The sequence below is a fragment of the Mycolicibacter acidiphilus genome, assembly GCF_018455725.1.
GTDB classification, from domain to species: domain Bacteria; phylum Actinomycetota; class Actinomycetes; order Mycobacteriales; family Mycobacteriaceae; genus Mycobacterium; species Mycobacterium acidiphilum.
On sequence record NZ_JAHCLR010000004.1, the window covers coordinates 125,695 to 152,396 of the forward strand.

Annotated in this window: 27 protein-coding genes; 14 read left to right on the plus strand and 13 right to left on the minus strand. The window is 71.1% G+C overall.

Translation table 11 applies throughout. The features are described 5' to 3' along the window. Positions 1-23: 23 nt before the first annotated feature. A complete protein-coding gene (locus KIH27_RS03770; protein ID WP_214091584.1) occupies positions 24-1,412 on the minus strand; it encodes an NAD(P)/FAD-dependent oxidoreductase in 1,389 nt (462 codons plus the stop codon). Between the two features lie 119 nt (positions 1,413-1,531). Continuing rightward, the gene (locus KIH27_RS03775) at positions 1,532-2,203 is read right to left on the minus strand and encodes an SDR family oxidoreductase (RefSeq protein WP_214091585.1); all 672 of its coding nucleotides are present in this window, start codon (positions 2,201-2,203) and stop codon (positions 1,532-1,534) included. A 141-nt stretch (positions 2,204-2,344) separates the two neighbouring features. On the opposite strand from KIH27_RS03775, the gene modA reads away from it, so the two are divergent. The 6 genes from modA to KIH27_RS03805 all read left to right on the plus strand — a co-directional run bounded on the left by modA (position 2,345) and on the right by KIH27_RS03805 (position 7,393). Next, complete coding sequence (gene modA / locus KIH27_RS03780) at positions 2,345-3,103, plus strand: molybdate ABC transporter substrate-binding protein (RefSeq protein WP_214091586.1); 759 nt, start codon at positions 2,345-2,347, stop codon at positions 3,101-3,103. Positions 3,104-3,106: 3 nt separating this feature from the next. Then, positions 3,107-3,901 (plus strand): ABC transporter permease, encoded by a 795-nt coding sequence (locus KIH27_RS03785; RefSeq protein ID WP_214091587.1) that lies wholly within the window; start codon positions 3,107-3,109, stop codon positions 3,899-3,901. Between the two features lie 5 nt (positions 3,902-3,906). After that, entirely contained in the window at positions 3,907-5,022 is a 1,116-nt protein-coding gene (locus KIH27_RS03790; RefSeq protein ID WP_214091651.1) for a sulfate/molybdate ABC transporter ATP-binding protein, read from the plus strand. A gap of 71 nt (positions 5,023-5,093) precedes the next feature. Further along, complete coding sequence (locus tag KIH27_RS03795) at positions 5,094-5,993, plus strand: alanine and proline-rich secreted protein Apa (protein WP_214091588.1); 900 nt, start codon at positions 5,094-5,096, stop codon at positions 5,991-5,993. Between the two features lie 16 nt (positions 5,994-6,009). Further along, positions 6,010-6,309, plus strand: a complete 300-nt coding sequence (locus KIH27_RS03800; RefSeq protein ID WP_372451298.1) for a GlsB/YeaQ/YmgE family stress response membrane protein — start codon at positions 6,010-6,012, stop codon at positions 6,307-6,309. A gap of 49 nt (positions 6,310-6,358) precedes the next feature. Further along, complete coding sequence (locus KIH27_RS03805) at positions 6,359-7,393, plus strand: zinc-binding alcohol dehydrogenase family protein (RefSeq protein WP_214091590.1); 1,035 nt, start codon at positions 6,359-6,361, stop codon at positions 7,391-7,393. 178 nt (positions 7,394-7,571) lie between these two features. Here the strand turns inward: KIH27_RS03805 and KIH27_RS03810 are convergent, their stop codons facing one another. Genes KIH27_RS03810 through KIH27_RS03820 form a run of 3 tightly spaced genes read right to left on the minus strand, consistent with a single transcriptional unit; the run spans position 7,572 to position 11,202 of the window. Further along, positions 7,572-8,339: a CPBP family intramembrane glutamic endopeptidase gene (locus KIH27_RS03810; protein WP_214091591.1), complete on the minus strand. Its 768-nt coding sequence runs from the start codon at positions 8,337-8,339 to the stop codon at positions 7,572-7,574. 25 nt (positions 8,340-8,364) lie between these two features. After that, complete coding sequence (locus KIH27_RS03815; protein ID WP_214091592.1) at positions 8,365-8,778, minus strand: MmpS family transport accessory protein; 414 nt, start codon at positions 8,776-8,778, stop codon at positions 8,365-8,367. 24 nt (positions 8,779-8,802) lie between these two features. Then, the gene (locus tag KIH27_RS03820) at positions 8,803-11,202 is read right to left on the minus strand and encodes a phosphoketolase family protein (protein WP_214091593.1); all 2,400 of its coding nucleotides are present in this window, start codon (positions 11,200-11,202) and stop codon (positions 8,803-8,805) included. A gap of 57 nt (positions 11,203-11,259) precedes the next feature. Here KIH27_RS03820 and KIH27_RS03825 point away from each other — a divergent pair, with 57 nt between their 5' ends. The 5 genes from KIH27_RS03825 to KIH27_RS03845 all read left to right on the plus strand — a co-directional run bounded on the left by KIH27_RS03825 (position 11,260) and on the right by KIH27_RS03845 (position 19,544). Beyond that, complete coding sequence (locus tag KIH27_RS03825) at positions 11,260-13,632, plus strand: CaiB/BaiF CoA transferase family protein (protein WP_214091594.1); 2,373 nt, start codon at positions 11,260-11,262, stop codon at positions 13,630-13,632. A gap of 10 nt (positions 13,633-13,642) precedes the next feature. After that, complete coding sequence (locus KIH27_RS03830; protein WP_214091595.1) at positions 13,643-15,121, plus strand: acetyl-CoA acetyltransferase; 1,479 nt, start codon at positions 13,643-13,645, stop codon at positions 15,119-15,121. Positions 15,122-15,212: 91 nt separating this feature from the next. Beyond that, entirely contained in the window at positions 15,213-16,091 is an 879-nt protein-coding gene (locus KIH27_RS03835; protein WP_214091596.1) for a Rieske (2Fe-2S) protein, read from the plus strand. A 176-nt stretch (positions 16,092-16,267) separates the two neighbouring features. Continuing rightward, complete coding sequence (locus tag KIH27_RS03840) at positions 16,268-18,037, plus strand: NAD-binding protein (protein WP_307856775.1); 1,770 nt, start codon at positions 16,268-16,270, stop codon at positions 18,035-18,037. Between the two features lie 31 nt (positions 18,038-18,068). Then, positions 18,069-19,544, plus strand: a complete 1,476-nt coding sequence (locus tag KIH27_RS03845; protein ID WP_214091597.1) for a sensor domain-containing protein — start codon at positions 18,069-18,071, stop codon at positions 19,542-19,544. Between the two features lie 11 nt (positions 19,545-19,555). On the opposite strand, the gene KIH27_RS03850 is transcribed toward KIH27_RS03845, so the two are convergent. After that, on the minus strand, positions 19,556-20,785 hold the full coding sequence (locus tag KIH27_RS03850) for an alpha-hydroxy acid oxidase (protein WP_284144677.1): 1,230 nt from the start codon (positions 20,783-20,785) through the stop codon (positions 19,556-19,558). A gap of 46 nt (positions 20,786-20,831) precedes the next feature. Between KIH27_RS03850 and KIH27_RS03855 the strand changes: the two genes are divergently transcribed. Continuing rightward, positions 20,832-21,272, plus strand: a complete 441-nt coding sequence (locus tag KIH27_RS03855) for a DUF1810 domain-containing protein (protein ID WP_214091598.1) — start codon at positions 20,832-20,834, stop codon at positions 21,270-21,272. 2 nt (positions 21,273-21,274) lie between these two features. Here KIH27_RS03855 and KIH27_RS03860 read toward each other — a convergent pair whose 3' ends face one another. From KIH27_RS03860 to KIH27_RS03870, 3 genes are read right to left on the minus strand one after another with little or no spacing between them, the layout of a single operon-like run. Beyond that, on the minus strand, positions 21,275-21,754 hold the full coding sequence (locus tag KIH27_RS03860) for a deaminase (protein ID WP_214091599.1): 480 nt from the start codon (positions 21,752-21,754) through the stop codon (positions 21,275-21,277). An 11-nt stretch (positions 21,755-21,765) separates the two neighbouring features. Beyond that, positions 21,766-22,299 (minus strand): alkylhydroperoxidase, AhpD family, encoded by a 534-nt coding sequence (gene ahpD / locus KIH27_RS03865; RefSeq protein ID WP_214091600.1) that lies wholly within the window; start codon positions 22,297-22,299, stop codon positions 21,766-21,768. A gap of 5 nt (positions 22,300-22,304) precedes the next feature. Beyond that, entirely contained in the window at positions 22,305-22,892 is a 588-nt protein-coding gene (locus tag KIH27_RS03870; protein WP_214091601.1) for a peroxiredoxin, read from the minus strand. 93 nt (positions 22,893-22,985) lie between these two features. Between KIH27_RS03870 and KIH27_RS03875 the strand changes: the two genes are divergently transcribed. Next, positions 22,986-23,924, plus strand: coding sequence for a hydrogen peroxide-inducible genes activator (locus KIH27_RS03875; RefSeq protein WP_214091602.1), 939 nt, complete (start codon positions 22,986-22,988; stop codon positions 23,922-23,924). Positions 23,925-23,931: 7 nt separating this feature from the next. Here KIH27_RS03875 and KIH27_RS03880 read toward each other — a convergent pair whose 3' ends face one another. The 3 genes from KIH27_RS03880 to KIH27_RS03890 are packed head-to-tail and all read right to left on the minus strand — an operon-like array spanning position 23,932 to position 25,523. Further along, positions 23,932-24,621, minus strand: coding sequence for a VIT1/CCC1 transporter family protein (locus KIH27_RS03880; RefSeq protein WP_214091603.1), 690 nt, complete (start codon positions 24,619-24,621; stop codon positions 23,932-23,934). Between the two features lie 8 nt (positions 24,622-24,629). Continuing rightward, positions 24,630-24,830, minus strand: a complete 201-nt coding sequence (locus tag KIH27_RS03885; RefSeq protein WP_214091604.1) for a (2Fe-2S)-binding protein — start codon at positions 24,828-24,830, stop codon at positions 24,630-24,632. Positions 24,831-24,839: 9 nt separating this feature from the next. Continuing rightward, positions 24,840-25,523 carry a fatty-acid--CoA ligase gene (locus KIH27_RS03890; RefSeq protein WP_250149510.1) on the minus strand — a complete coding sequence of 228 codons (684 nt, stop codon included), beginning with the start codon at positions 25,521-25,523 and terminating at the stop codon, positions 24,840-24,842. A gap of 155 nt (positions 25,524-25,678) precedes the next feature. On the opposite strand from KIH27_RS03890, the gene KIH27_RS03895 reads away from it, so the two are divergent. Next, positions 25,679-26,437: an enoyl-CoA hydratase/isomerase family protein gene (locus tag KIH27_RS03895; protein WP_214091605.1), complete on the plus strand. Its 759-nt coding sequence runs from the start codon at positions 25,679-25,681 to the stop codon at positions 26,435-26,437. On the opposite strand, the gene KIH27_RS03900 is transcribed toward KIH27_RS03895, so the two are convergent. Then, complete coding sequence (locus tag KIH27_RS03900) at positions 26,438-26,674, minus strand: (2Fe-2S)-binding protein (RefSeq protein WP_214091606.1); 237 nt, start codon at positions 26,672-26,674, stop codon at positions 26,438-26,440. Between the last annotated feature and the right edge of the window lie 28 nt (positions 26,675-26,702).

The following is a 26,702-nucleotide window of genomic DNA, read 5'->3' on the forward strand; positions in this document are numbered from 1 at the left end:
GCCACCCCCCCGGGCGCGTCGGCCTAGCTGACCGCGCGTTCGGCGGCGCCGCGCTGCGCCTCGGCCGCCAGCACCTCGAGCTGCTCCAGCCGGGTTCGGGCGAACGCCTGCTGCTCGGTGATCGTGAGCTGGCCGCGACGGTTGCTCAGGAACGTCACGTTCCAGGACAGCAGTGTGCTCAGCTTGCTCCGGAAGCCGACCAGGTAGATCAGGTGCAGCAGCAGCCAGGCCAGCCAGGCGAAGAAACCGCTGAACTCGATCGGGCCGATCTTGGTGACCGCGGAGAGCCGCGACACGGTGGCCATCGAACCCTTGTCCAGGTACTGGAACGGCTCCCGGTCCACCGGGTCGGCGCCGCCGAGTTCGGCCTTGATCGCGTTGGCGACGTGCTTGGCGCCCTGAATGGCACCCTGCGCCATGCCGGGCACGCCGTCGACCGCGGCCATGTCGCCGATGACGAAGACGTTCGGGTGGCCCGGCACCGACAGGTCCGGCTGCACCTTGACCCGGCCGGCGCGGTCGAGCTCCACCTCGGACTGCTCCGCGAGGTCCCGGCCCAGTGGGCTGGCCGCGACACCGGCGGACCACACCTTGCACTGCGATTCGATCCGCCGCGTGGTGCCGTCGTGATCCTTGACGGTCAGCCCGTTGCGGTCGACGTCGGTGACCATCGCCCCGAGCTGGATCTCCACGCCCATCTTCTGCAGCCGTTCGGCGGCTTTGCGGCCGAGCTTCTCGCCCATCGGCGGCAGCACCGCCGGGGCGGCGTCGAGCAGGATGACCCGCGCCTTGGTGGTGTCGATGTTCCGGAATGCGCCGTTGAGCGTGTAATTGGCCAATTCGGCGATCTGCCCGGCCATTTCGACGCCGGTCGGACCCGCGCCGACGACGGTGAAGGTCAGTAGTTTCTCGCGGCGCTCGGCGTCGCGGGAGCGCTCCGCCTGCTCGAACGCGCTCAGGATGCGGCCGCGCAGTTCCAGGGCGTCGTCGATGGTCTTCATGCCCGGCGCGAACTCGGCGAACTGGTCGTTGCCGAAGTAGGACTGGCCGGCGCCGGCCGCGACGATCAGCGTGTCGTACGGGGTGTCGTAGGTGTGGCCGAGCACCTCCGAGGTGACGAACTTGCCGGCCAGATCGATCCGGGTCACGTCGCCGAGCAGCACCTGAGCGTTCTTCTGCTTGCGCAGCACCACCCGGGTGGAGGGCGCGATCTCACCCTCGGAGAGGATCCCGGTCGCCACTTGGTACAGCAGCGGCTGGAACAGGTGGTGGGTGGTGCGGGCGATCATCTTGACGTCGACGTCGGCCCGCTTGAGCTTCTTCGCCGCGGTCAGTCCACCGAACCCGGATCCGATGATGACGACCTGGTGACGACGGCTGGTCGGCGCGGTGGAATCAGGCTGAGCATTCATGGAATTCGTATCGCTCCTCGACGGCGGCTGCGTTCACCAATACGCTAGTCGACCCGGTTAGGCGCCGCCGAATTCGGCGCTTGTGGGATTAACCACTTGTGATGACCGCAGTCCTCGAATTAGCCGAACTGAGCCAGTGCGCCGTGACTGACGTGCAGGGTCTGACCGGTGATGTGCCGAGCGGCCGGCGTGGTGAGGAACAGGGCCAGCCGGGCGAACTCCGCGGCCACCGTCGGCGGGGTACTGGTCAGCCCGTCGTAACCCGGCGTCGAGCCGGCGCCCGAGGCGACCGCGTTGACGGTGATCCCGCGGGTGCCGAACAGGCCGGCCTGGCCGGCGGTCCAATTCGACAGGGCCGCCTTGACGGCCGCGTCGGCGCTGCCGTCGCGCGGGTTCTCCGGCACCACCGACACGATCGACCCACCCGAGCGCAGGTGGTCGCCGATGGTCTGCACGGTCAGCACCGCCGACAGCACGGTCGCGTCCAGGGCGCTGCGCCACGCCGTGGCGTGGTCGGCCAGCGTGTAGGTGCGCGGGTCGCCGCCCTGCCAGCGGGGTGCCGGGACGTTGACGATGGTGTCGAGATGGTGGGGGAACAACCCGCGGGCGGCGAGCAGGCTCTCCGGGTCGGTGTTGTCGCAGACGACGGCGTTCGCGTCGAGTTCCTTGGCGACGACCTCCAGGTCGGGGCCCCGCATGCCCGCGAGTGTGACCTTGTGGCCGGCGTTGCTGAAACCTTCGGCAACCACGCGACCCAGCTCGGTGTCACCACCGGTGACCAGCACGTCCATCGGTTAGACCTCCTCGTATCGGCAGATATGTTACTGGACAGTAGGCCCGGATGGTCAATCGGCGGAGCGCGACACCGACACGATCCGGCCACGGTTGCCGCCACCGCGCAGCGTGGACTCCGTTTCGCTAGGGTGCGAGCCATGTGGCGAGCCCGGATTCTGACCGTCGTGCTGTCCGGACTGCTGGCGGCGAGTCTGCCCGGGTGCGCCGGACCGCACCGGCAGCCGGCGTCGATCACGGTGTTCGCCGCCGCCTCGCTGCGGTCGACGTTCACCGAGATCGCCGAGCGGTTCCAGGCCGCACACCCGGGCGCGACGGTCGAGTTCAACTTCGGCGGCTCCTCCGACCTGGCCACCCAGCTCATCGAGGGCGCCGACGCCGACGTCTTCGCCTCGGCCAACACCGCGCAGATGGACAAAGTCGTCCAGGCTCGCGGGCTGATCAGCCGGGAGGTGCCGTTCGCGACCAACACGCTGGTGATCGTCACCGCGCCAGGCAACCCGCACCGGGTGGCGTCGTTCGCCGACCTGGCCCGGCCCGGGCTGGCGGTCGTGGTCTGCCAGCGGCCGGTGCCGTGCGGCGCGGCGACCGGCAAGGTCGAGGCCGCCACCGGAGTCGACGTCCACGCGGTCAGCGAGGAACCGGACGTCACCGACGTGCTCAACAAGGTCACCACCGGGCAGGCCGACGCCGGCGTCGTCTACCGCACCGACGCGATCGGCGCCGGCGGCAAGGTGGAGACCGTGGAATTCCCGGAGGCCGCGCAGGCCGTCAACACCTATCCGATCGGCCGGCCCAAAGACAGCGCGCACGCCGACCTGGCCGGTGAGTTCGTCGACCTGGTGACCGGCGAACAGGGGCGGCAGATCCTCACCGCCGCCGGCTTCGGTAAGCCCTGAGCGGTGGCGTTCCACCGGCCCACCGAACTGCCGCGCTGGGTGTACGTGCCGGCGGCGGTCGGTGCTGCGTTCGTCATCCTGCCGCTGGTGGGGATCGCCGTCCGTGTCGACTGGCCGCATTTCTGGGCGCTGATCAGCAGCCCGTCGGCGACGACAGCGCTGACGCTGAGCCTGAAGACCGCCGCGGCGAGCACGCTGCTCTGCCTGCTGCTGGGGGTGCCGATGGCGCTGGTGCTGGCCCGCAGCCGGGCCCGGGCGGTGCGCCTGCTGCGGCCGCTGGTGCTGTTGCCGCTGGTGCTGCCGCCGGTGGTGGGCGGCATCGCCCTGCTGTACGCGTTCGGCCGGCTGGGCCTGCTGGGCCGCTACCTGGACGCCGCCGGCATCCACATCGCGTTCACCACCACCGCCGTGGTGCTGGCCCAGACCTTCGTCTCGCTGCCGTTCCTGGTGATCGCGCTGGAGGGCGCGGCCCGCACCGCCGGCGCGGACTACGAGGTGGTGGCGGCGACGCTCGGCGCCGGCCGTAACACGGTGTGGTGGCGGGTGACGCTGCCGCTGCTGACACCGGGCCTGATCTCCGGGGCGGTGCTGGCGTTCGCCCGGTCGCTGGGGGAGTTCGGGGCGACCCTGACCTTCGCCGGCTCCCGCGAAGGCGTCACCCGCACGTTGCCGCTGGCCATCTACCTGGAGCGGGTCACCGACGCCGACGCCGCGGCCGCGATGTCGCTGCTGCTGGTGGCGGTGGCCGCGGTGGTGGTCCTCGGGCTGGGCAGCCGCCGGCTGGCGGGAATCGGGTGAACCCGGTGACGGCCGGGCTGCAGGTGCGGGCGGTGGTGGCCGGCCGCGGCCTGGACGTGCGGTTCGACGTCGCACCCGGTGAGGTGCTGGCGATCCTGGGGCCCAACGGCGCCGGGAAGTCGACGCTGCTGCACGTGCTGGCCGGTCTGCTCGCGCCGGACGAGGGCCGGGTAGCGGTCGGCGCACGGGTGCTGACCGACACCGCGACCGGGGTGCACGTCGGCACCGAGGACCGGCGGATCGGGCTGCTGCTGCAGGATCCGCTGCTGTTCCCGCACCTGAGCGTGGCCGGCAACGTCGCATTCGGGCCGCACAGCCGGCACCGCGGTGCGTCGCGGTCCGCCGCCCGGGCGGCCGCCCGGCGCTGGCTGCGGGCGGTCGACGCCGAGGATCTGGCCGAGCGGCGACCGCGCCGGCTCTCCGGCGGGCAGGCGCAGCGCGTCGCGATCGCCCGCGCGCTGGCCGCCGAACCCGAGGTGCTGCTGCTCGACGAGCCGCTGTCCGGGCTCGACGTGGGGGCGGCGGCCGCGGTGCGCGCCGTGCTGCGCAGTGTGGTCGCCGGGACCGATCGGATGACGGTGCTGGTCACCCACGATCTGCTCGACGTGTTCGCGCTCGCCGACCGGGTGCTGGTGCTCGACGGGGGCCGGGTCGCCGAGATCGGTGCCACCGCCGAGGTGCTGGCGGCGCCGCGCAGCCGATTCGGTGCCCGGATCGCCGGGCTGAACCTGGTCAGCGGCGTGCTGGATGCCGACGGCACGCTGCACACCTGGTGGGGGCAGTGCTGGCACGGGGTCGCCGACGACGAACTCGCCGCGGGCCGGCCGGCCGTCGCGGTCTGCACTCCGCACGCGGTGGCGGTGTACCGGCAGCCGCCGGAACACGGCAGCCCGCGGAACCTGTTCGAGGTGACGGTGGCCGAACTCGATGCGCGCGGCGCCGCGATCCAGGTGCGGGCCGTCGAGCAGCCGGACGGGACGCCCGGCCTGGCCGCCGACATCACCGCCGACGCCGCCGCCGAGCTGAAACTGGCGCCCGGGGACAGCGTCTGGTTCGGGGTGAAGGCGCAGGAGGTGACGCTGCGGGCGTCGGCCGCGCCGCGTGCCGCGGACGACGGCTGAGCCCGACACGCCCTGCGGCGGTTGGCGAGTCCTGCTTGCGTAGCGGTGTCAACCCGGTAGGTTTTCCTGCCATGAGGCAGGTGGACTCGACTTTGACCGCACATCGGGGGATGCGGACGCTGGCGGCGGCGGTCGCCGGTGTTCTGGCACTCGGCGTGGCAGCACCGGCGGACGCGGATCCGGTGCCGCCCCCGCCGCCGGCGCCGCCCGTCACCGCGGACGCGCCGCCCGCGGACCCGAACGCGCCGGCGCCGCCGCCGGCGGACCCGAATGCGCCGCAGCAGCCGGCGGCCGAGCCGGCCGGACCCGAGCTGGGGCGGGTCGACGACCCGGCGGGTGGATTCAGCTACGTGCTGCCCGGCGGCTGGGTGCAGTCCGACACCAGTCACCTCGAGTACGGCTCGTCGCTGCTGAGCAAGAAGACCGGCGAACCGATGCTGCCCGGCCAACCGGCCCCGGTCGCCAACGACACCCGGATCATCCTCGGCAAGCTCGACCAGCGGCTGTACGCCAACAGTGAGACCGACGACGCCAAGGCCGCCGCCCGCCTCGGGTCGGACATGGGCGAGTTCTTCATGCCCTACCCCGGTACGCGCGCCGGGCAGGAGACGACCCCGCTGGCCGGTGGCGGTCTGACCGGCAGCGCCTCGTACTACGAGGTGAAGTTCACCGACCCGAACAAGCCGGTCGGCCAGATCTGGAGCGGTGTGATCGGCGTGCCGCCGGCCACCGGTACCGGGCCGCAGACCGATCGGTGGTTCGTGGTGTGGCTGGGCACCGCCAACAACCCGGTGGACCGGGGTGCGGCCAAGGTGCTGGCCGAGTCGATCCGGCCGCTGGCCCCGGCCGCGCCGGCCCCGGTGGCCCCGCTCGCGCCGGGGATCGTGTTCCCGGGGCTGCCGGCGCCGCCCGCCCCGCCGCCACCGCCCGCCCCGCCGGCACCGCCGGCACCGCCCGTCCCGCCCGCATAGTCCCCGGACGGTGACGGTGACGTTCGCGGCCACCGAGCCGCTGGCCGTCGCGCTCGCCACCCCGACCGCGGTGAGCTGGCTGGCGTACCTGGTGATCGGCGGTGTCGCCGGCTGGCTGGCGAACCGGATCATGGGCGGCGACTCCGGCATCCTGCTCAACGTCGGCATCGGCGTGATCGGCGGCTTCGTCGGCGGCATGCTGCTCGGCTGGCTCGGCGTCGACGTCGAGCACGGCCGCAAATGGTTCACGTTCTTCGTCTCGCTGGGCGGCGCGATCCTGCTGCTGGGGATCGTCGGCCTCGTTCGCCGCAGATAGTGCCGCCGAGCGGGTGCGCACCCCGGGGTCAGCGCGCACCATGGATGGCATGGCCGTGCCGTACTGGGTGCCGGACGCCACGATGAGCGCCTGGCGGGTGCATCGCCCCGGACCGATGCGTGACGGGCCGCTGCGCCGGGTCAGCACCGCGGTGCCGCAGCCGCAACCGTCCGAACTGCTGGTCGCCGTGCACGCCTGCGGGGTGTGCCGCACCGACCTGCACGTCACCGAAGGCGACCTGCCGGTGCACCGCAGCGAGGTCACCCCCGGCCACGAGGTGGTCGGTGAGGTGGTCGAAGTCGGCGCAGACGCCGGCACCGAGTTCGCGGTGGGCGACCGGGTCGGGATCGCCTGGTTGCGGCAGACCTGCGGATCCTGCCGGTACTGCCGCCGCGGCGACGAGAACCTCTGCCCGAATTCCCGGTACACCGGCTGGGACGACGACGGCGGTTACGCCGAGTTCGCCACCGTGCCGGCCGCGTTCGCCCATCATCTGCCGGTCGGCTACAGCGACAGCGAACTGGCGCCGCTGCTGTGCGCCGGCATCATCGGATACCGGTCGCTGCGCTGCGCCGACCTGCCGGCGGGTGGCCGGCTCGGGCTGTATGGATTCGGCGGCAGCGCGCACATCACCGCGCAGGTCGCGATCGCGCAGGGCGCGGAGGTGCACGTGATGACCCGTGACCCGCGGGCCCGGGAACTGGCACTGGATCTGGGCGCGGCGTCGGTGCAGGGCGCAGCCGATCCGCCGCCGGTGCCGCTGGACTCGGCGATCCTGTTCGCCCCGGTCGGTGAACTGGTGCCACCGGCGTGCGAGGCGCTGGATCGGGGCGGCACGCTGGCGATCGCCGGCATCCACCTCACCGACATCCCGGTCCTGAACTACCAGCGGCACCTGTTCCAGGAGCGCCGGATCCGGTCGGTCACGTCGAACACCCGCGCCGATGCCCGGGCGTTTCTGGACTTCGCCGGCCGGCACCACATCAACGTCACCACACCGGAGTACTCGCTGGGCGAAGCCGACCGCGCCCTGGCCGATCTGGCGGCCGGCCGGATCGCCGGCGCGGCGGTGCTGCTGGTGTGAGCCCGGATCTATGCGGCGGTCCCAGTTTCGGCTCTCCTCCGTCGAGCCTCGCTGAACCGCGGGGTCTATTCGGCGGTCCCAGCTTCGGCTCTCCTCCGTCGAGCCTCGCTGAACCGCCGGGTCTATGCGGCGGTCCCAGCTTCGGCTCTCCTGCGTCGAGCCTCGCTGAACCGCCTGATCAGGCCCCCAGGTGCCAGACCAGGGCCGCGGCCAGCGCGCCCACCCCGTTCAGTGACCAATGCAGTGCGATCGGGGCGATCAGGCTGCCGCTGCGCCGACGCAGCCAGCTGAACACGAAACCGGCCGCCCCGGTGGCGAGCACGGCCAGCAGCACACCGATGAGCATGCCGGGCACACCGCCGCCGAACAGCCGGGTGAAACCGACGTTGCTGCCGGTCAACCCCAGCGATGTCGCGACATGCCACAGGCCGAACAGCAGGGACCCGGCCGCGGCGACGCCCCGGAACCCCCAGGCGCGGTGCAGCGCGCCGTGCAGGGCGCCCCGAAACGCCAGTTCCTCGGGGATCACCGTCTGCAGCGGGATGATCAGCATCGACGCGACCAGGGCGCCGGAGACGGTTGCGTAGTGGTTGTTGAGGAACATCGGCCGGGTCCAGGGCAGCGCCGCGCCGATCGCGATCACCGCCACCACGGCCAGCACCGCCGCCGCCGCGTAACCCACCCCCGCCTTCCAGTGCGCCCGGCCCAGACCGAGTTCGGCCCAGGTCAAACCGTTGCAGCGGACCAGCGCCACCAGGCCGACGGCCGCGAGCGGGACCGTGATGATGCTCGCCCGGGGCGTGGTGAAGTGCGCGATCAGGTTGGCCAGCGCCAGCACCACCACGACGACGGCGACGTCGGTGTAGACACGGAAATGGTTCAGCGCGGACAGCTGCGGCACGAGGGAGTCGGGCAGCCCGGCCGCCGCGCACTCGGAAGCAGGCATCGACCGCGCAGTCTACCCGCGCGGGCTACGGCGTGCTCGGTGTCGAGGTGCGGGGCGCGCTGACCGGGGAGCACAGCACCCGCGCCGGGGTGCCGGCCGCAGTGCTCTCGCTGATCACCTTGCCGTCCACCGAGATCCGGCAGGTCAGCGAACCGGGCCCCTGCGCGCTCAGCGAATAGGGGATGGCGTGCTCCTGGCTGGCGCCGTAGCCGCTGATCTGCACCGACCAGGGCAGTGTGACGTTGGTGGCGTGCTGCTGCCCGTAGTTGGTCTGGTAGGTGACGTAGGTCGCGACCCCGGCGCCGGACAGGTCGTACCGGATGGCGATCCGGTGCGGCGGGTAGGGTTCGGCGCCGGCGACCGGGACGACCGTGACGGCTGCCGCCGCGACCACGGTGCCCAGCAGCAGCGCCCTGCGGGATGACGGTTGACCGGTCATGGGCGTCACTGTATCCCGGCACCGTCACCGGCCGTGCTGGTTCGGCCCGCTGCCGTCGCGGGTCCAGCCGGCGATCGCCGGATCGTCCTCGCCGTGCTCCCGGGTGTAGCGCCGGGCGGCCAGCCGGGCGTCGACCATCCGCTGACGCAGTCCAGCGCAGCGCTCACCCAGGCTCGGCACCCGGTCGACGACGTCGATCACCAGGTGGAACCGGTCGAGGTCGTTGAGCATCACCATGTCGAACGGTGTCGTGGTGGTGCCCCGCTCGCGATAGCCGCGCACATGTATCTGGGCGTGATTGGTCCGGCGGTAGGTCAACCGGTGGATCAGCCACGGGTAGCCGTGGTAGGCGAACAGCACCGGCCGGTCCCGGGTGAACAGCGAGTCGAACTCCCGGTCGGACAGACCGTGCGGATGTTCGGTGTCCGGTTGCAGTCGCATGATGTCGACGACGTTGACCACCCGCACCGCCAGGTCGGGCAGCTCCCGGCGCAGGATGTCGGCGGCGGCCAGCGTCTCGCTGGTGGGGATGTCCCCGGCGCAGGCCAGCACCACGTCCGGTTCGCCGGTGGCGGTGCCCGCCCAGTCCCAGACGCCCAGGCCGCGGGTGCAGTGCGCGACGGCCTCGGCCATCGTCAGATATGCCAGCGCGGGCTGCTTGCCGGCGACGATCACGTTGACGTAGTCGCGGCTGCGCAGGCAGTGGTCGGCCACCGACAGCAGCGTGTTGCCGTCCGGCGGGAAATACACCCGCACCACCTCGGGCCGCTTGTTGGCCACCAGATCCACGAACCCGGGATCCTGGTGCGACGCCCCGTTGTGGTCCTGCCGCCAGACGTGGGAGGTGAGCAGGTAGTTCAGCGAGGCGATCGGTCGCCGCCACGGCAGTTCCCGGCTCACCGCAAGCCATTTCGCGTGCTGGTTGAACATCGAGTCGACGATGTGCACGAACGCCTCGTAGCAGTTGAACAGCCCGTGCCGGCCGGTCAGCAGATAACCCTCCAGCCAGCCCTGGCAGAGATGCTCGGAGAGCACCTCGAGCACCCGCCCGTCGGCGGCCAGGTGGTCGTCGGCGGGTTCGACGTCGGACAGCCACACCCGGTCGGTCGACTCGAACACCGCGCCCAGCCGGTTGGACGCGGTCTCATCGGGACCCATCAGCCGGAACCGGTCGCCGTTGCGGGTGATCACATCCCGCAGGAACTCGCCGAGCACCCGCGTCGCCTGGTGGAACTCGGTGGCGGGCCGCGTCACCGGCACCGCGTAGTCGCGGAAGTCCGGCAGGTCCAGCTCACGCAGCAGCAGGCCGCCGTTGGCGTGCGGGTTGGCGCTCATCCGGCGTTCGCCGCGTGGCGCCAGGGCGGCCAGTTCCGGTCGCAGCCGCCCGGCCGCGTCGAACAACTCGTCCGGGCGGTAGCTGCGCAGCCAGTCGGCCAGTTGCGCCCGATGCGCGGGGTTGTCGCGGGTCGCGGCCAGCGGCACCTGGTGCGCCCGCCAGGTGCCTTCCACCTGCACACCGTCGACCACCCGCGGCCCCGTCCACCCCTTGGGGGTGCGCAGCAGGATCATCGGCCACACCGGCCGTTCCGGTGTCGCGGTCTTCGCACCGTCGCGCGCGGACCGCTGGATGGCGGCGATGTCGTCGAACGCGTCGTCGAGCGCGGCCGCCAGCTGCCGGTGCACATCGGCGGGGTCGTCGCCGGCGACGGTGATCGGCCGGTACCCGTAGCCGCGCATCAGCGATTCCAGTTCCGAGTGCGGGATCCGCGCCAGCACAGTCGGATTGGCGATCTTGTAACCGTTGAGGTGCAGGACCGGAAGTACTGCGCCGTCCACGGCCGGGTTCAGGAACTTGTTCGAGTGCCAGCTGGCGGCCAGCGGCCCGGTTTCGGCCTCGCCGTCGCCGACGACGCAGGCCACCACCAGATCCGGGTTGTCGAACGCCGCACCATAGGCGTGCACCAGTGCGTAGCCGAGCTCGCCGCCCTCGTGGATCGACCCGGGCGTCTCGGCGGCGACGTGACTGGGAATCCCGCCGGGAAACGAGAACTGCCGGAACAGCTTCCGCAGGCCCTCGGTGTTCTGCCCGATGCCGGTGTACACCTCGCTGTAGGTGCCCTCCAGGTAGGCGTTGGCCACCAGCGCGGGGCCGCCGTGCCCGGGGCCGGTGACGTAGATGATGTCGGCGTCTCGATCCCGGATGATCCGATTCAGGTGCGCGTAGAGCAGGTTCAGTCCGGGCGTGGTGCCCCAGTGCCCGAGCAGCCGCGGCTTGACGTGCTCCGGGGCCAGCGGCTCGGCGAGCAGCGGGTTGTCCAGCAGATAGATCTGACCGACCGACAGGTAGTTGGCGGCACGCCAGTACGCGTCGATCAGGGCGAGTTCGTCGTCCTGCGGTTCCCGTCGCGCCACCGGTGCGCTCATCCTGACGATTCTCCGTGTCGAACCCGCGCCCGGACAAGGGTTAATTACCCTGGCGGTGTGCTGCTGGAATCGGTGCGCGTCCTGGATCTCGCCGGTGCGGAAGCCGACGCCGTCACCCGGCTGCTCGCCGACCTGGGCGCCGACGTGCTCAAGGTGGAGCCGCCCGGCGGCAGCCCGGCCCGCCGCCAACGGCCCGCCCTGGCCGGCGCGAGCATCGGGTTCGCCCTGCACAACGCGAACAAGCGCAGCATCGTGCTGGACCCCGCGGACGACGCCGACCGGAGCCGGCTGGTCGACCTGGCCGGTGCCGCCGACATCGTGGTGGACAGCGGCCGGCCGGGCCGCGCCGCCGACTACGGGACGTCCTGCGCGGCGCTGGCCGACCGGTTCGGTCAGCTGGTGACGATGTCGGTCACCGATTTCGGCATGACCGGCCCGCGGGCGGCGTGGCGGGCCACCGACGCGGTGCTCTACGGACTGTCGGGTGCGCTGTCGCGGTCCGGGCCGGCCACCGGGGTTCCGGTGCTGCCGCCGGACGGGATCGCGTCGGCGACCGCCGCGGTGCAGGCCGTCTGGGCGGTGCTGGTCGCCTACCACCACCGACTGCGCTGCGGCTCCGGCGATTACATCGACTTCGCCCGGTTCGACGCCGTGGCGATGGTGCTCGACCCGGTGTTCGGCGCGCAGGGCCAGGTCGCGGCGGCCCGTCGCGGACCGACCCGGTGGCGGGGACGGCCGCGGAACCAGGACGCCTACCCGATCTACCCGTGCCGGGACGGCTACGTCCGGCTCTGCGTGATGGCGCCGCGGCAGTGGCGCGGCCTGCGCCGCTGGCTGGGTGAGCCGCCGGCGTTCCAGGACGACAAATACGACGTGATCGGGGAGCGGTTCGCGGTCTGGCCGCAGCTCAGCGTGCTGATCGGGGAGTTGTTCGCCCGGCACACCAGGGCCGAACTGGTGACGGCCGGGCAGGCCCACGGGGTGCCGATCGCCGAGGTGCTCGCGCCGGCGCAGGCGCTGCGCGGTGAGCACTTCGCGGCGGCCGGCGCGGTCGCCGAGGTCGACCTGACGCCGCAGGTGCGGGCGACGGCGCCGCTGGGCTACTACGTGGTCGACGGTGTTCGGGCGGGGTTTCGCACGCCCGCACCGGCCGCTGGTGACGCCGGGTCGTGGCGCTCGGATCCTGCTGCGGCGCCGGCCGTTTCGGCGGCGGTCGACGCCCGCCCGTTCGAGGGCCTGCGGATCGTCGACCTGGGTGTGATCGTGGCCGGCGGCGAGGCCACCCGGCTCTTCGCCGACCTCGGCGCCGAGGTCATCAAGGTGGAGAGCGCGGACTACCCGGACGGGCTGCGGCAAGCGCGGCCCGGTGCGGCGATGAGCGAATCGTTCGCCTGGACGCACCGCAACAGTCTGGGGTTCGGGCTGGATCTGCGCAGCGCGGCCGGTAGGGCGGTGTTCGAACGGCTGGTCGGTGCGGCCGACGCGGTCTTCGCCAACTTCAAACCGGGAGTGCTTGCCGCTCTTGGCTTTCCCTACGAGGCGCTGCACGACGTCAACCCGCGGCTGGTGCTGGCCGAGAGCAGTGCGTTCGGCGCGGTCGGGCCGTGGAGTCACCGGATGGGCTACGGACCGCTGGTCCGGGCGAGCACCGGGGTCACCGCGCTGTGGACTGCGCCGGAGACCGACCGGGCCGGCGGCCGGCACCCGTTCTACGACGCGACGACCGTCTTCCCCGACCACGTGGTCGCCCGGGTGACGGCGATCGGCGCGCTGGCCGCACTGATCCACAGTCGGCGGACCGGCGCCGGATCGCATGTGCAGGTGTCGCAGGCCGAGGCCGCCGTCAACCAGCTCGACACCCGATACGTGGCGGCGGCCGCCGGTGCGGCCGTCGAGGACGACACCGCCCTGCACCTGCTCTGCCCGTGCGCCGGGGATGACGAATGGTGCGTCGTCTCCGTCCGCGACGACGACGACTGGCGTTGCGTCGCAGCGTTGTTCGGCCGCCCGGAGCTCGTCGACGATGCGCGGTTCGCCACCGGTGCGGCCCGCTGCGCCCACCGGGCTGCGGTGGGGGCGGTGCTCGCGGAGTTCACCGGCACCCGCCCGCCCGGCCGGGTCGCCGAACTGCTGCAGGTCGCCGGGGTGCCGGCCGCGCCGATGAACCGGCCACCGGACATCGCCGAGGACCCGCAACTGGTGCACCGCAAGGTGTTCGCCGCGATGACCCACCCGCTGATCGAGCACCCGCTGCCCGCCGAGACGGGGCCGGCTCCGTTCCGTACGATCGCGCCCGCAGCGTGTCGGCCGGCGCCGCTGCCCGGCCAGGACACCCGGGCGATCTGCCGCGGTGTGCTCGCGATGGATGCGGACGAGACCGAGCGGTTGATCGCCGACGGCGTGCTGTTTGCGCATGAGTCCGGTGGTTAATGTTGCGCGCATGCCCGTAGATCCCAGAACGCCGGTGCTAATCGGCTACGGCCAGCTCAACCACCACGGCACCGGTGACGACCACCTCGAGCCGGTGGACCTGATGGCCGCCGCGGCCCGACGCGCCGCCGACGAGCGGGTGCTCGCCGCCGTCGATGTCATCCGGGTCGTCAACCTGTTCTCGGTGTTCTACCGGAATCCGGGGTTGCTGGTGGCGGACCGGATCGGTGCCCGCGAACCGGCCAGCGGCTACAGCAGCGTCGGCGGGAACGTGCCGCAGACCCTGGTCAACCAGGCCTGCCTGGACATCGCGGCGGGGCGGGCCGACGTCGTTCTGCTGACCGGTGCGGAGATGTGGCGGACCCGAACCCGGCTGCGGGCGGCGGGGGAGCGGCTGGCGTTCACCGCCCAGGACGAGTCGGTGCCGCCGGCCGAGCCGATCGGCGCGGACGTGCCGATGGTGGGCCCGGCCGAGGCGCGCGTCGGCCTGGACCGGCCGTCCTATGTCTATCCGCTGTTCGAGCAGGCGCTGCGGATCAGTGCCGGTGACGGGGTCGACGAGCATCGCCGCCGGATCGGCGCGCTGTGGGAGCGGTTCAGCGCGGTCGCGGTCGACAACCCGCACGCCTGGATCCGGGAGCCGGTCGACGCGACGCAGATCTGGCAGGAGAGCCCGTCGAACCGGATGATCAGCTGGCCCTACACCAAGCTGCTGAACTCCAACAACATGGTTGACCAGGCGGCGGCGCTGGTGCTGACGTCGACCGGCCGGGCGACCGAACTGGGTGTGCCGGCGGAGCGTTGGATCTACCCGCAGGCCGGCACCGACGCCCACGACAGCTACGCGGTCGCCGAGCGCGCCGAACTGGACCGCTCACCGGCCATCCGGATCGCCGGGGCGCGTGCCCTGGAACTGGCCGGTGTCGGCGTCGACGACCTGGACTACGTCGACCTGTACTCGTGCTTCCCGTCGGCGGTGCAGGTGGCCGCGGCCGAACTCGGCCTGCGCGTTGACGATCCGGGCCGGCCGCTGACGATCACCGGTGGGCTGACGTTCGCCGGCGGGCCGTGGAACAACTACGTCATGCACTCCATCGCCACCCTGGCCGAGTTGCTGACCGCCAACCCGGGGCGGCGCGGGCTGATTACCGCCAACGGCGGCTTCCTGACCAAGCACAGCTTCGGGGTGTACGGCACCGAGCCGCCGCCGAACGGATTCCGATGGGAAGACGTTCAATCCGAGGTGGACCGGCAGCCGACCCGGCCGGCGCTTGAGCAGTGGGCCGGGCGCGGGACCGTGGAGTCCTGGACCACCGCGTTCGACCGGTCCGGGCAGCCGGAGAAGGCGTTCCTGGCGGTGCGCACCCCGGACGGGGCCCGCACCTGGGCGCAGATCACCGACGGGGAGCAGGTGCGGCGAACCGTGCACGAGGACGTCGCCGATGGTGCCGTCGACGTGCGCGAGGACGGCACCGCAGCGCTGGTCTAGCGTCGGGCCCGCGGGAAATCTCGCACTGCGGCAACCGATAACGCAATCGGCGGTATGGTGGGCGAATCGACTGTGAAAGAGAGTGCCGCCCATGCCGATCGACGCCGCAGCCCGCAAACTGACCGACACGGTGGAGGGGGCGAGCGTCCTCGACAAACCCGCGAAATTCGTGGTCGGCAAGCTCGGCCGACTGACCAAGGCGGGCAAGTTCAAGGATCTGATCAGCGGCAGTCCGATGGGGCATCCGGTGCACCCACCGCTGACCGAACTGGTCATCGGGTCGTTCATGTCCACCACCGCGTTGGACGTGCTGGCACCCAACGTCGGTGCCAAGGCGGCCAACCGGCTGACCGCGGTCGGTATGGCGGCGTTCCTGCCGGCTGCGCTCAGCGGCGCCAGCGACTGGGTCGACACCGAATACGGCGACGAGAAGTCCCGCCGGATCGGTCTGGTGCATGCCACGGTGAATGTGGTCGCGCTGGCACTGTACGGCGCGGCGCTGCGCGCCCGGCGGCGCGGTAACCGCGCGCAGGCGACGCTGCTCTCGCTGAGCGGCGCCGGGGTGCTCAGTTCGGCCGGTTACCTCGGTGGGCACATGACGTTCGTGCGTGGGGTCGGAGTCAACCAGACCGCCTTCGAGTCCGGTGGGCCGACGGACTGGACGCCGGTGCTGCCCGCGGCCGACCTGGCGGAGGGCAAGGTGCACGGTGGCGACGCGGGCGGCACGCCGGTGCTGCTGGGCCGGGTGGGCGGTCAGGTCTACGCGATCCACGACACCTGCACCCACCGCGGTTGTCCGATCAGCGCCGGCAGTGACCCCCTCGACGGCCACACCGTGACCTGCTTCTGCCACGGCTCGAAGTTCGACATCCGCGACGGCGGCCTGCTGCAGGGTCCGGCGATCATCGGCCAGCCGACCTTCCAGTGCCGGGAGGCGGACGGGCAGATCGAGGTGCGCAAGCCCGGCTAGCGGCAACTGCACGGCAATCCACCTGAAAACACCTAAGTTCCGATTTATTCAAGTTTCGTCTGGAATCGCGGTCGGCGTTCGGTTATCTTGATCCGAAGTTGACGACGACGCCGTCGCAGTGCTGCCCTTCGGTGGCGGCTGGCCACGGCGCCCGGCACCGGACGAAGGGACAGCTGGTGGGCCATTCGCACCCGCACCGATCGAGCAGTCGGCTGTCGGCCGCCGACGACAGGTGGCTGTCGAAGCTGACCGATCCGCGCTGGTACTGGGTGCTGGCACCGGCGGCGCTGGTGACGTTCGTGATCGGCTGCTGGGGGTATCTGTCCTACGAGGAGGGCGGGCACTCGCTGACCGACGCGGTCTACGGCAGCGTCAAACTGTTCTTCCTGCACGCGGCGCCGCAACCGGAGAGTCACGTCGGCATCGCGCTGAACATCGCCCGTTTCGTCGGTCCGGTGATCGCCGGCTGGGCGGCGCTGATCGCACTGGTGTCGCTGTTCTGGGACCGGGTGCAGCAGCTACTGATTCCCCTCAAACGCGGCCACGTCGTGGTCTGCGGGCTCGGCTACGTCGGCCTGGAATTCGTCCGCCAGTTGCATGACGCGGGCTACCGCGCGGTCGTGGTCGAGGCCGACGAGAACAATCCGCACATCGCAATGTGCCGGGGCTGGGGGTACCCGGTCATCGTCGGTGACGCCCAGCTCGCGTCGACGCTCGACGCCGCGGGGGTCCGCAAGGCGGCCCGGTTGCTGGCGGTCACCCCGGACAGCGTGGTCAACACCGAGATCGTCGCCCGGGGGCGGGCGCAGGCCGGCCGCGGGTCCGAGCGGCCGGTGCTGCGCTGCCTGGCCCGCGTCGACGATCCGGGGCTGTGCCTGCTGCTGCGGATCGCCGAGGCCAACCACGGCGACGACGACTCGTCGCTGGACTTCTTCAGCACCGATGAGATCGGGGCGCGGCTGCTGTTCGAACACCACCCGGCCGACTTCAGCGGCGCGCCGCACATCGTGGTGGCGCATCCGGATTCACTGGGCGCCGGACTGATCTTCCACGCCGCGCGCAAGTGGCACGACGAACGCACCGACGACTCGATCCGGTTGCTGGTCACCGTGATCGACGACCGGCCCGACGAGCGGGTGGCTGCACTGCTGGACCGGTATCCGACCGTCCAGCAGGTGTGCGATTTCCGCTGCTACCGGGCGACCGTGCGTGACCTGGACCGGCTGGCAGCCGAGCGGGCCGACCTGCCGGCGATCTCGCAGATCTATGTGACCGCCGACCGCGACGAGCGCACCGTAGCGACCGCGCTGGCCGTACGCCAGGTGCTCAGCGCCCACACCCCGCTGGTCGCCGCGGTGTCGCGCGCGTACGCGGTCGGTGATCTGCTGGCGGACAAGCGGACCCCCGGTTCGATGACCGTGGACGTGTTCCGGACGCTGCAGGAGACCTGCACCGTCGAACTCATCGAAGGCGGCTCATTCGAAGCGGTGGCCCAGGAGATCTACCGCCGGTACCGGTTGATGCAGTCCGCTGCGGATCTGTCCGCTCCGCCCTGGTCGGGGCTGGACGAGGCCGGCCGGGTGGCCAGCCGCGCGCAGGCGCGTCATGTCGGCGTCAAACTGCGCAGTGTCGGCTGCGAGATCGCACCGTTACGCGACTGGTGCGCAAAGGAATTCACCTTCGATCCGGATGAGCTGCACAGTCTGACGGTGATGGAGCACGACCGGTGGTGGCGGGAGAAGGAAGCCGCCGGGTGGACACTCGGACCCAAGGACGACAAGCGCAAGACGCACCCGGACCTGGTGCCGTGGGAGCAACTGCCCGACGACGTCGCCGACTGGGATCGCCAGTTCGTGGTGGCCATCCCCGAGATGCTCGCCGCGGTCGGTTTGCAGATCGTCGACGTGCGGGGGACGTCGCGGCGCACCACGGCCGTCGGCAGCTGAATTCCCCGACCCCGCAAGCCTGGAGACCCCGATGCTGTTCGTCAGTTACGCCAGCCACGACCGGCCACGGCTCGACAACCTGCTGCACGCCCTGCGAGACGCCGGCCACCGGGTGTGGCTGGACGAGGAACTCGGCGGCGGTGACGCCTGGTGGCACGCGATCCTGGCGAACATCCGCGCGTGCGAGGTCTTCGTCGTCGCGCTGTCCAACAACTCGCTGATGTCCAAGCCCTGCCAGGCCGAGTTGCGTTATGCGCGTGCGCTGCGCCGCCCGATCCTGCCAGTGCAGATCGGTCCGGTCGACAGTGTCCGGGTGACACCGCTGGCCGCCACCCAGATCCTCGACTACCGCAATCCGTCACCGGCGGCCGACAGCCGACTCGCCGCGGCGCTGCGCCATCAGCAGGTCCGGGCGGATCCGTTGCCCGCACCGCTGCCCGCCGAGCCGGAGGTGCCGTTCGCGTATCTGATGCGGTTAGCCGACACCCTGGCCGGTGCCGAACTCAGCCACGGCGATCAGGCGGCACTGGTGTCCGAACTGCGGGCCCGGCTCGACGAGGACCGCAGTGACCCGTCCGCCCGCAGCGACATCATCCGGCTGATGTATCTGCTGCGTGACCGTTCCGACGTCACCTGGCGCACCCGCACCGATGTCGACACACTGCTCGCCGCCAACGAACCGGGCCTCGACCCACCGCCGGACGGGCCGCTCACCGTACCGTTCACCGGCCCGCAACCGGTCGTCGTGGCGTCGCCCCGGCCACCCGAGCAGGCTCCGGCGACAGACGGCCCCGCCGTCCGGCGGACGCGTCGGCTGCCGGTCAAGTGGCTGGTCGGCGCGACCGCTGTCGTCACGGTGGCCGGCACGGTCGTCGGCGCCGGTGTGCTGCACCACCCGGATCCGGGTCGGTCCCGGGTGGCACTGGTCAGCGACGCCGAGATCAACGCGACGATGGGCACCACCGGCATGCAGACCGTGCAGGGCGGGGTCGACGACGTGAAGCAGAACCGGCTGGTGGACGTCTCGCCACCGGACTGCGCGGCCTCGCTGTATCCGGGTCTGGACCGCACCTACGCCGACAGCGGGGCCGGCGGGGTCACCTGGGGGGTGCTGGAGAGGCCGGGCGGCCTGCAGCGCGCCGGCGTCGACGGCAACCCGTTCGTCGACCAGGACACCGCGGCGTTCAGCCCGGGCACCGATCAGGCCGGCGCGTTCGTCCGGAAGTCAGCGGAGACGTGGACGCGCTGCGCCGGGAAGACGGTGGCGGTGGCCTACCCGGACCACAACGTGTACCGGTGGACGGTCGGTGACGTCACCGGCGCCGCACCGGAGATCACCCAGACCTACGCGCTGGCGGACGATCCCGGCTACACGTGTCAGCGGGTGCTGAGCGCGGTGGCGGAATTCGTCGTCGACGTCAAGGCCTGCTCGACTCATGCCACCGGTGAGGCGGTCCGTATCGCGGACAAGATCGCGGCCGATCTGACCGGCACCAGTACGTTCTGAGGCCCGGCCCGTCAAGCCCGCGGGGTCAGTCGCTGCAACTGGGTGACGTGCTGCGGCGTCAGTTCCGCCAGGTCGCGGACCCCGAGCAGCCGCATCGTCCGCTCGATCTGACCGGTGAGGATCTCGATCACCCGCCGCACGCCCGCCTCGCCGCCGGCCATCAGCCCGTACAGGTAGGCCCGCCCGATCAGCGTGCACCGGGCGCCCAGGGCGATCGCTGCGACGATGTCCGCGCCCGACATGATGCCGGTGTCCAGCAGGATCTCGGTGTCGCCGCCGAGTTCGCGGGCGACCGTCGGCAGCAGGTGGAACGGCACCGGGGCGCGGTCAAGTTGCCGCCCGCCGTGATTGCTCAGCACGATTCCGTCGGCGCCGAGGTCGACCACCGCGCGGGCGTCGTCGAGGGTCTGGATGCCCTTGACGACGAACTTGCCCGGCCAGTGCTCCTTGACCCAGGCCAGGTCGTCGAAGGTGAGGCTGGGGTCGAACATGGTGTCCATGTACTGCGCCACGGTGCCGGGCAGTCGGTCCAGCGAGGCGAATGCCAGCGGTTCGGTGGTGAACAGGTTGAACCACCACGCCGGCCGCGGGATGGTGTCGAGCACGGTGCGCAGCGTCAGCGCCGGCGGGATCGCCATCCCGTTACGGGCGTCGCGCAGCCTGGCCCCGCCGACCGGGCAGTCCACCGTGGCCAGCACGGTGTCGAAACCGGCGGCCGCGGCGCGCTCCAGCAGCGCCATCGACTTCTCCCGATCCCGCCACATGTACAGCTGAAACCACTTGCGGCCGTTCGGCGCCGCCGCGGCGACGTCCTCGATGGCGGCGGTGCCCAGGGTGGACAGCGAGAACGGGATCCCGGCGGCTGCGGCGGCGCGCACCCCGGCGAGCTCACCCTCGGTCTGCATCAACCGGGTGAAGCCGGTCGGCGCGATCGCGAACGGCCACGCGACACGGCCGCCGAGCACCTCGCGGCCGGTGTCGACGGTGCTCACGTCGCGCAGGATCGCCGGGTGGAATTCGATGTCTTGGAAGGCCTGTCGCGCCCGGGCGATCGAGATCTCGTCCTCGGCCGCCCCGTCGGTGTAGTCGAACGCCGCCCTCGGGGTGCGCCGCCGGGCGATCCGGCGCAGATCCTCGACGGTCAGCGCCGTCTCCAGTCGGCGCGCGGTGGCATTCAACCGCGGTGCGCGGAAGCGGATCAGTGGGGTGATCTCGCTGATGCGGGGAATCCGTCGTCTCATCGTGATTCCTTCCGGTCTGCTCAGCCAACTGTGCCACGGTGGCGTCATGCCCGGCAGTGCGGACCCCTTCGACCTGCAGCGCTTCGTCGACGCCCAGGATCGCGTCTATGGCAGCGTCACCGCTGAACTGCGCGCCGGATGCAAACGCACGCACTGGATCTGGTTCATCTTCCCGCAGTTGACCGGGCTGGGCAGCAGCGTGATGGCCGTGGCGTACGGCATCTCGTCGCTGGGGGAGGCCCGGGCGTACCTGGCCCACGATCTGCTCGGGCCGCGCCTGCGCGAGTGCACGGGTCTGGTCAACGGGATCACCGGCCGGTCGATCGCGGAGATCTTCGGTCCGCCCGACGACCTCAAGGTGCGCTCGTCGATGACGCTGTTCGCGCACTCCACCGCCGACAACGGTGACTTCCGGGCGCTGCTGGACCGTTACTGCGCCGGCGAGGAGGATCAGGCGACGTTGGACCTGCTGGCCCGCCGCGGCTGACCTCAACTGCGATAGCGGGCCTGGTACAGGGCCTTCAACTCGTCGGCGAATTCCGGGATCGGGCCGTCGGCCACGGCCTTCGGTGCGACGACGGTGATCGGCAGCGGTGCCACCGGCGGTGCCGGTGCTCCCACCTCGGCCAGCCATCCGTGCAGTTGCGCGGCCGAGGTGGCGTAGACGATCCGGCCGAGGCCGACCCAGGCGTGGGCGGCCGCGCACATCGCGCAGTGCTCGCACGAGGTGTACACGGTCGCCCGGATCCGCCGTACCGGAGCCAGATTCGTTGCGGCCCACCGGGCGATGGCGAACTCCGGATGCCGGGTGGCGTCGCCGCCGCCGGTGCGATTGCGGTCCTCGTAGAGCACCCGGCCGTCGCCGTCGACCAGCACCGAGCCGAACGGCGCGTCCCCGGCCTCGAGTGCCTCCCCGGCGAGTTGGACGCAGCGGCTCAGATGGGTGAGGTCGGCAGCGCTGAGTGCCACAGCCCCGGAGTCTACGGCGTTGGCACCAGCGCCGCGGTGGTGATCGCCTGCGCCACCCCCGCGACGATCGCGGCGACCTTCAGCGCCTCCAGGATCGCCTCCCGGCCGACGCCGGCCTCCCGGACCACGGCCTCATGCGAGGCGACGCAGTCCGAGCAGCCGTTGATCGCCGAGACCGCGAAGCTCCACAGCTCGAAGTCGGCCTTGTCCACCCCGGGGTTGCCGATGATGTTCATCCGCAGCCCCGGGCGCAGGTCGTCGTAGGCGCCGCCGAGGAAGTGCCGACCCCGGTAGAACACGTTGTTCATGCCCATGATCGCCGCCGCCCCCAGCGCGGCCTGATAGGCCTCCGCGGACAGGGTGTCCGCGGCCTCGGCGGCGATCTCGGTCAGCACCGTGGTGTTGCGGGTTGCCGCCGCCGACGCCAGCAGGGTGCCCCACAGTTGCTGCTCGCCCAGCGCGGTGGTCCGGGCGATCGAGCCGAGGTTGAGTTTGAGGTCCTTGGCGTACTCCGGGATCGCGGCCTTGAGGTTCTCGATGGTCATCGGGCCTAGACCGCTTCCTTGAGCAGCTCGCCGGCGTTCAGCGTCGGGTCGCCCTTGCGCCAGTTGCAGGCGCACAGTTCGTCGGACTGCAGTGCGTCGAGCACCCGCAGCACCTCGTCGACGTTGCGGCCCACCGAGCCCGCGGTCACCGAGACGAACTGGATCTCGTTGTTCGGGTCGACGATGAACGTGGCCCGGTCGGCGACGCCGTCGGCGTTGAGCACCCCGGTCGCCTCGGCCAGTTCGCGCTTGATGTCGGAGAGCATCGGGAACGGCAGGGTCTTGAGATCCTCGTGCTGAGCCCGCCAGTTGAAGTGCACGAACTCGCTGTCGATGGACGCACCGAGCACCTGGGTGTCGCGGTCGGCGAACTCCTCGTTGAGCTTGCCGAACGCCGCGATCTCGGTGGGGCAGACGAACGTGAAGTCCTTCGGCCAGAAGAACACCACCCGCCACTTGCCCGGGTGGTCGTCGCTGCTGACCGTGGTGAAGTAGTCGTCGGGCTGCTGCGCGTCGACCTTCGACAGGTCGCCGGCGACGAGCGCGGTGAGTCGGTATGCCGGGAACTGGTCGCCGATGGTCAGCAGTGCCATGTCACTCCTTGAGAGATTTCGGTGTCGGTGTCCTCCATGGTGCCCGATCAAGATCGTTAGGTAAAGGTGATACTTCCCACTATATTAATAAGCATGGGCGATAGAAGTTATCAACCGACGCTGGCCGGTCTGCGGGCGTTCGTGGCGATCGGCGAGAAACACCACTTCAGCCTGGCCGCAACGGGTCTCGGCGTCAGCCAGTCGACGCTGTCACAGGCCCTGTCGGCGCTGGAGGCCGGTCTGGGTGTGCAGTTGATCGAACGGTCCACCCGGCGGGTGTTCCTGACGGCCGAAGGGCAGCAGTTGCTCGGGCACGCCCAGGCCGTGCTCGACGCGGCGGCCCGGTTCTCCGCTGCGGCCGCCGGCGTCTCCGACCCGCTGCAGGGCACGATGCGGCTCGGTCTGATCCCGACGGTCGCGCCGTACGTGCTGCCCGCCGTGCTGGCCGGGCTCGCCGACCGACTGCCGGAGTTGACGCTGCGGGTCATCGAGGATCAGACCGAGCGGCTGCTGGCCGGCCTGCGCGAGGGCGCCGTGGACGCGGCACTGCTGGCGCTGCCCACCGACGCCGGCGGCGTGACCGAGATCGGGATCTACGACGAGGATTTCGTGCTCGCGCTGCCGCCCGGCCACCCGCTGACCGGAGCTCGCCGGGTGCCGCCGACCGCCCTGGCGGATCTGCCGCTGCTGCTGCTCGACGAAGGACACTGCCTGCGCGACCAGGCCCTGGACATCTGCCGCAACGCGGGGGTGCGCGCCGAGTTGGCCACCACCCGGGCGGCGTCGCTGGCGACCGCCGTGCAGTGCGTGACCGGTGGCCTGGGGGTGACGCTGATCCCGGAGACCGCGGTCGAGGTGGAGAGCGAACGGAGCCGACTCGGCCTGGCGCACTTCGCCGCACCCTGCCCGAGCCGCCGGATCGGACTGGTGTTCCGCACCAGCAGCGGCCGCGACGAACCCTATCGGCGACTTGCCGGGATCATCGGAGAGTTGGTCCGCGCCGACCGGGAGGTCCGGCTGGTCACCGGTTGAGCCGACGTCAGATCAGCCCGGCGATCAGCCCGCCCAGGTGGTAGGTGACGGCGACCGCGACGGCCCCCAGCGCCAATTGCCGCCCCGCCGCCCGCCACGCCGACTTCCCGGTGAACCGGGCGGCCAGCGCCCCGGCGATCCCCAATCCGACTGCGGCACAGGCAAGCCCGGCCCACAGGCAGTCGCGGCCCAGCAGGTAGGGGAGCAGCGGCAGGACCGCGCCGATCGCGAACATCACGAACGAGGAGAGCGCGGCCACCCGCGGCGACGGCTTCTCCCGGGGGTCGATACCGGTCTCCAGCATCATGTGCAGATTGACCGCGCTGTCCTCGTCCCGGTGTACCTCCTCGGAGGCGCGCTGCGCGGTCGGCTCCGACACGCCGATCTGCATCAGCATCGCCACCAACTGGGTCCGCTCGACGTCCGGACGGTCCCGCAGCGACCGGCGCTCGACCTCCACCTCGGCGTCGATCTGCTCATTGGCCGTCGTCACCGAGGTGTACTCACCCAGCGCCATCGAGCACGCGCCGGCCAGCAGGCCCGCGATGCCGCTGACGGCGACGGTGTCCGCGCTGGCGCTGGCGGCCACCCCGGCGATCAGCGCGGTGTTGCTGACCATGCCGTCCATCGCACCGAACGTCGCCGCCCGCAGCCAGCCGCCGCTGATGTCGGTGTGGATGCGCTCCGGTTCCGTCATGCCGATATCTAAGCAAGCGGTGTCGGGGTGTCGGCGGCGCGCACGGTCACCGACTCCACGGCGATGATCGCCTGCACGGTCCGCCGGCAGCGCGCGCAATCGCGGCCCGCTCCGCAGGCGGCGGCGACCTGATTGGAGGTGCGGGCGCCTTCGGCCACGACGGCCTGCACGGTCTGACTGGTGATTCCGTTGCACAGGCAGACGTACACGGTGTCGCCCTACTGCGCCTCGTCGAACGCCGCGATGTGCGCCAGCTTTCCGATGAACGGGCTGGGATACACCCCGACGCCAGCCGTCGGCATCCATTCGGCGGCGGCGTCGGGCCGGTCGATCCAGTGCTGCGCGTCGGCCAGGCTGTCGAGTTCGAGCAGCGTCATGACTTCGCGTTCGTCGTCGAATGCGTTGTAGACCCAGAGCTTTCGCACCCCGGCGGTGCGGAACCGGTCGAGTCTGCTGTGCACGTTGTCCATCAGATCGGAGACGTCGTCGACCGAGGACACCACGCCGACGATGACCCCGGTCGGGGATCGGTCCGCGCCGCGCGGCACCATGTCGATCTTCTCCAGCACCTCGCCGGCGAAGATCGCCGGGACGTCGTTGACGCCGGCCAGGTCGAACCATTCGAACAGTGCGGGGGAGCGCAGCAACTCCTTGACCGAAACGGAATTGCGGATGCCCAGTGTCACCAGCACCCGCCCCGGCTCGTGGATCGACTCGTAGAACACCGCGTGGTGGGCCCCGATGGCGGTGAGCGGGGAACGCCCGCCGACGATCAACGACCACATCCGCTCGGCGTCGGCGACGCGGTAGTCGGTGGCCAGGACCAGCGAATGAAGGATGCGCTGCCGTGGCACCCCCGGGTTGTCCGGCGTGCCGGACTTCTCGAATCCTGCCGGTCTCATGGCAGCGGAGTTTAGTCCGGGCGCGCTCGTTCCGATGCCTTTTGTGCCCTGTTTACCTGGTCTTATGGCGAGCGGATCGGGCCGGCCCGGAGGTGTCGGACGCGGTGGTCCGGCACCGGCCGGGGTGCGCCGGAACGTTGGCATACGCTGGCGTCGTGCTGCTGCAGATCGACGACGACAGCCGGGTGCGGACGCTGACCCTGAACCGGCCGGAGGCGCTCAACGCCTTCAACGAGGCGCTCTACGACGCGACCGCCGAGGCGCTGCTGGCCGCCGCCGAAGACCCGCAGGTGACCGTGGTGCTGCTCACCGGCGCCGGGCGTGCCTTCAGCGCCGGAACCGATCTCACCGAGATGCAGGCCCGGATCACCGACCCGGCGTTCGCTCCGGGAAAGCACGGCTTCACCGGTTTGATCGACGCACTGGCCCGGTTCCCCAAACCGCTGATCTGCGCTGTCAACGGGGTGGGCCTCGGCATCGGGACGACCATCCTCGGCTACGCCGACCTGGCTTTCATGTCATCCACCGCCCGGCTGAAGTGCCCGTTCACCAGCCTCGGGGTCGCACCGGAGGCCGCGTCGTCGTACCTGCTGCCGCAACTGATCGGGCGGCAGAACGCCGCCTGGTTGCTGCTGTCCTCGGAATGGGTGGACGCCGACGAGGCGCTGCGGATGGGGTTGGTCTTCAAAGTCTGCGAACCGGACGCGCTGCTGGGTGAGGCCCGGCGACACGCCGAAGTGCTTGCCGCACGCCCTGTTTCAAGTCTGATGGCGGTCAAGCAGGCCATGATCGAACCGATCCGGGGTGAGATCGCCGCGGCCGGGGCGCGGGAGAACGCCCTGTTCGCCGAGTTGCTGGGTGCTCAGGCCAACGCCGATGCGCTGGCCGAGTTCACCGAGCGCCGGGGTCGCTGATCAACTCGCCTTGACCGCGGTGACCTGCAGCACCAGATGCTGCAGGGATTGGTCGAGCGGACCCGACGGTGCCGAGGCGAGCGCGTCGGCGATGATGCCCCGCACCGTGCAGCGGCAGCGGCCGCAGTCGCCGCCGGCACCGCACATCGCGGCGACCTCCTTCGAGGTCGACGCCCCAGCGGCAACCGCGTCGGACACCATCTGATTGGTGGCCCCGACACACAAACACACGTACACGGCCTACTCCTACCGAATCACTTCAGTA

Bases quoted from the DNA above. Each gene is read 5' to 3' on its own strand.
- KIH27_RS03795 (WP_214091588.1), top strand. From the start codon at position 5,094: ATGAGGCAGGTGGACTCGACTTTGACCGCACATCGGGGGATGCGGACG.
- KIH27_RS03810 (WP_214091591.1), bottom strand. From the start codon at position 8,339: ATGCCTGCTTCCGAGTGCGCGGCGGCCGGGCTGCCCGACTCCCTCGTG.
- KIH27_RS03815 (WP_214091592.1), bottom strand. From the start codon at position 8,778: ATGACCGGTCAACCGTCATCCCGCAGGGCGCTGCTGCTGGGCACCGTG.
- KIH27_RS03890 (WP_250149510.1), bottom strand. From the start codon at position 25,523: ATGAGACCGGCAGGATTCGAGAAGTCCGGCACGCCGGACAACCCGGGG.
- KIH27_RS03845 (WP_214091597.1), top strand. From the start codon at position 18,069: ATGCTGTTCGTCAGTTACGCCAGCCACGACCGGCCACGGCTCGACAAC.
- KIH27_RS03880 (WP_214091603.1), bottom strand. From the start codon at position 24,621: ATGACGGAACCGGAGCGCATCCACACCGACATCAGCGGCGGCTGGCTG.
- KIH27_RS03875 (WP_214091602.1), top strand. From the start codon at position 22,986: ATGGGCGATAGAAGTTATCAACCGACGCTGGCCGGTCTGCGGGCGTTC.
- KIH27_RS03850 (WP_284144677.1), bottom strand. From the start codon at position 20,785: ATGAGACGACGGATTCCCCGCATCAGCGAGATCACCCCACTGATCCGC.
- modA (WP_214091586.1), top strand. From the start codon at position 2,345: ATGTGGCGAGCCCGGATTCTGACCGTCGTGCTGTCCGGACTGCTGGCG.
- KIH27_RS03835 (WP_214091596.1), top strand. From the start codon at position 15,213: ATGCCGATCGACGCCGCAGCCCGCAAACTGACCGACACGGTGGAGGGG.
- ahpD (WP_214091600.1), bottom strand. From the start codon at position 22,299: ATGACCATCGAGAACCTCAAGGCCGCGATCCCGGAGTACGCCAAGGAC.
- KIH27_RS03805 (WP_214091590.1), top strand. From the start codon at position 6,359: ATGGCCGTGCCGTACTGGGTGCCGGACGCCACGATGAGCGCCTGGCGG.
- KIH27_RS03820 (WP_214091593.1), bottom strand. From the start codon at position 11,202: ATGAGCGCACCGGTGGCGCGACGGGAACCGCAGGACGACGAACTCGCC.
- KIH27_RS03855 (WP_214091598.1), top strand. From the start codon at position 20,832: ATGCCCGGCAGTGCGGACCCCTTCGACCTGCAGCGCTTCGTCGACGCC.
- KIH27_RS03775 (WP_214091585.1), bottom strand. From the start codon at position 2,203: ATGGACGTGCTGGTCACCGGTGGTGACACCGAGCTGGGTCGCGTGGTT.
- KIH27_RS03870 (WP_214091601.1), bottom strand. From the start codon at position 22,892: ATGGCACTGCTGACCATCGGCGACCAGTTCCCGGCATACCGACTCACC.
- KIH27_RS03770 (WP_214091584.1), bottom strand. From the start codon at position 1,412: ATGAATGCTCAGCCTGATTCCACCGCGCCGACCAGCCGTCGTCACCAG.
- KIH27_RS03830 (WP_214091595.1), top strand. From the start codon at position 13,643: ATGCCCGTAGATCCCAGAACGCCGGTGCTAATCGGCTACGGCCAGCTC.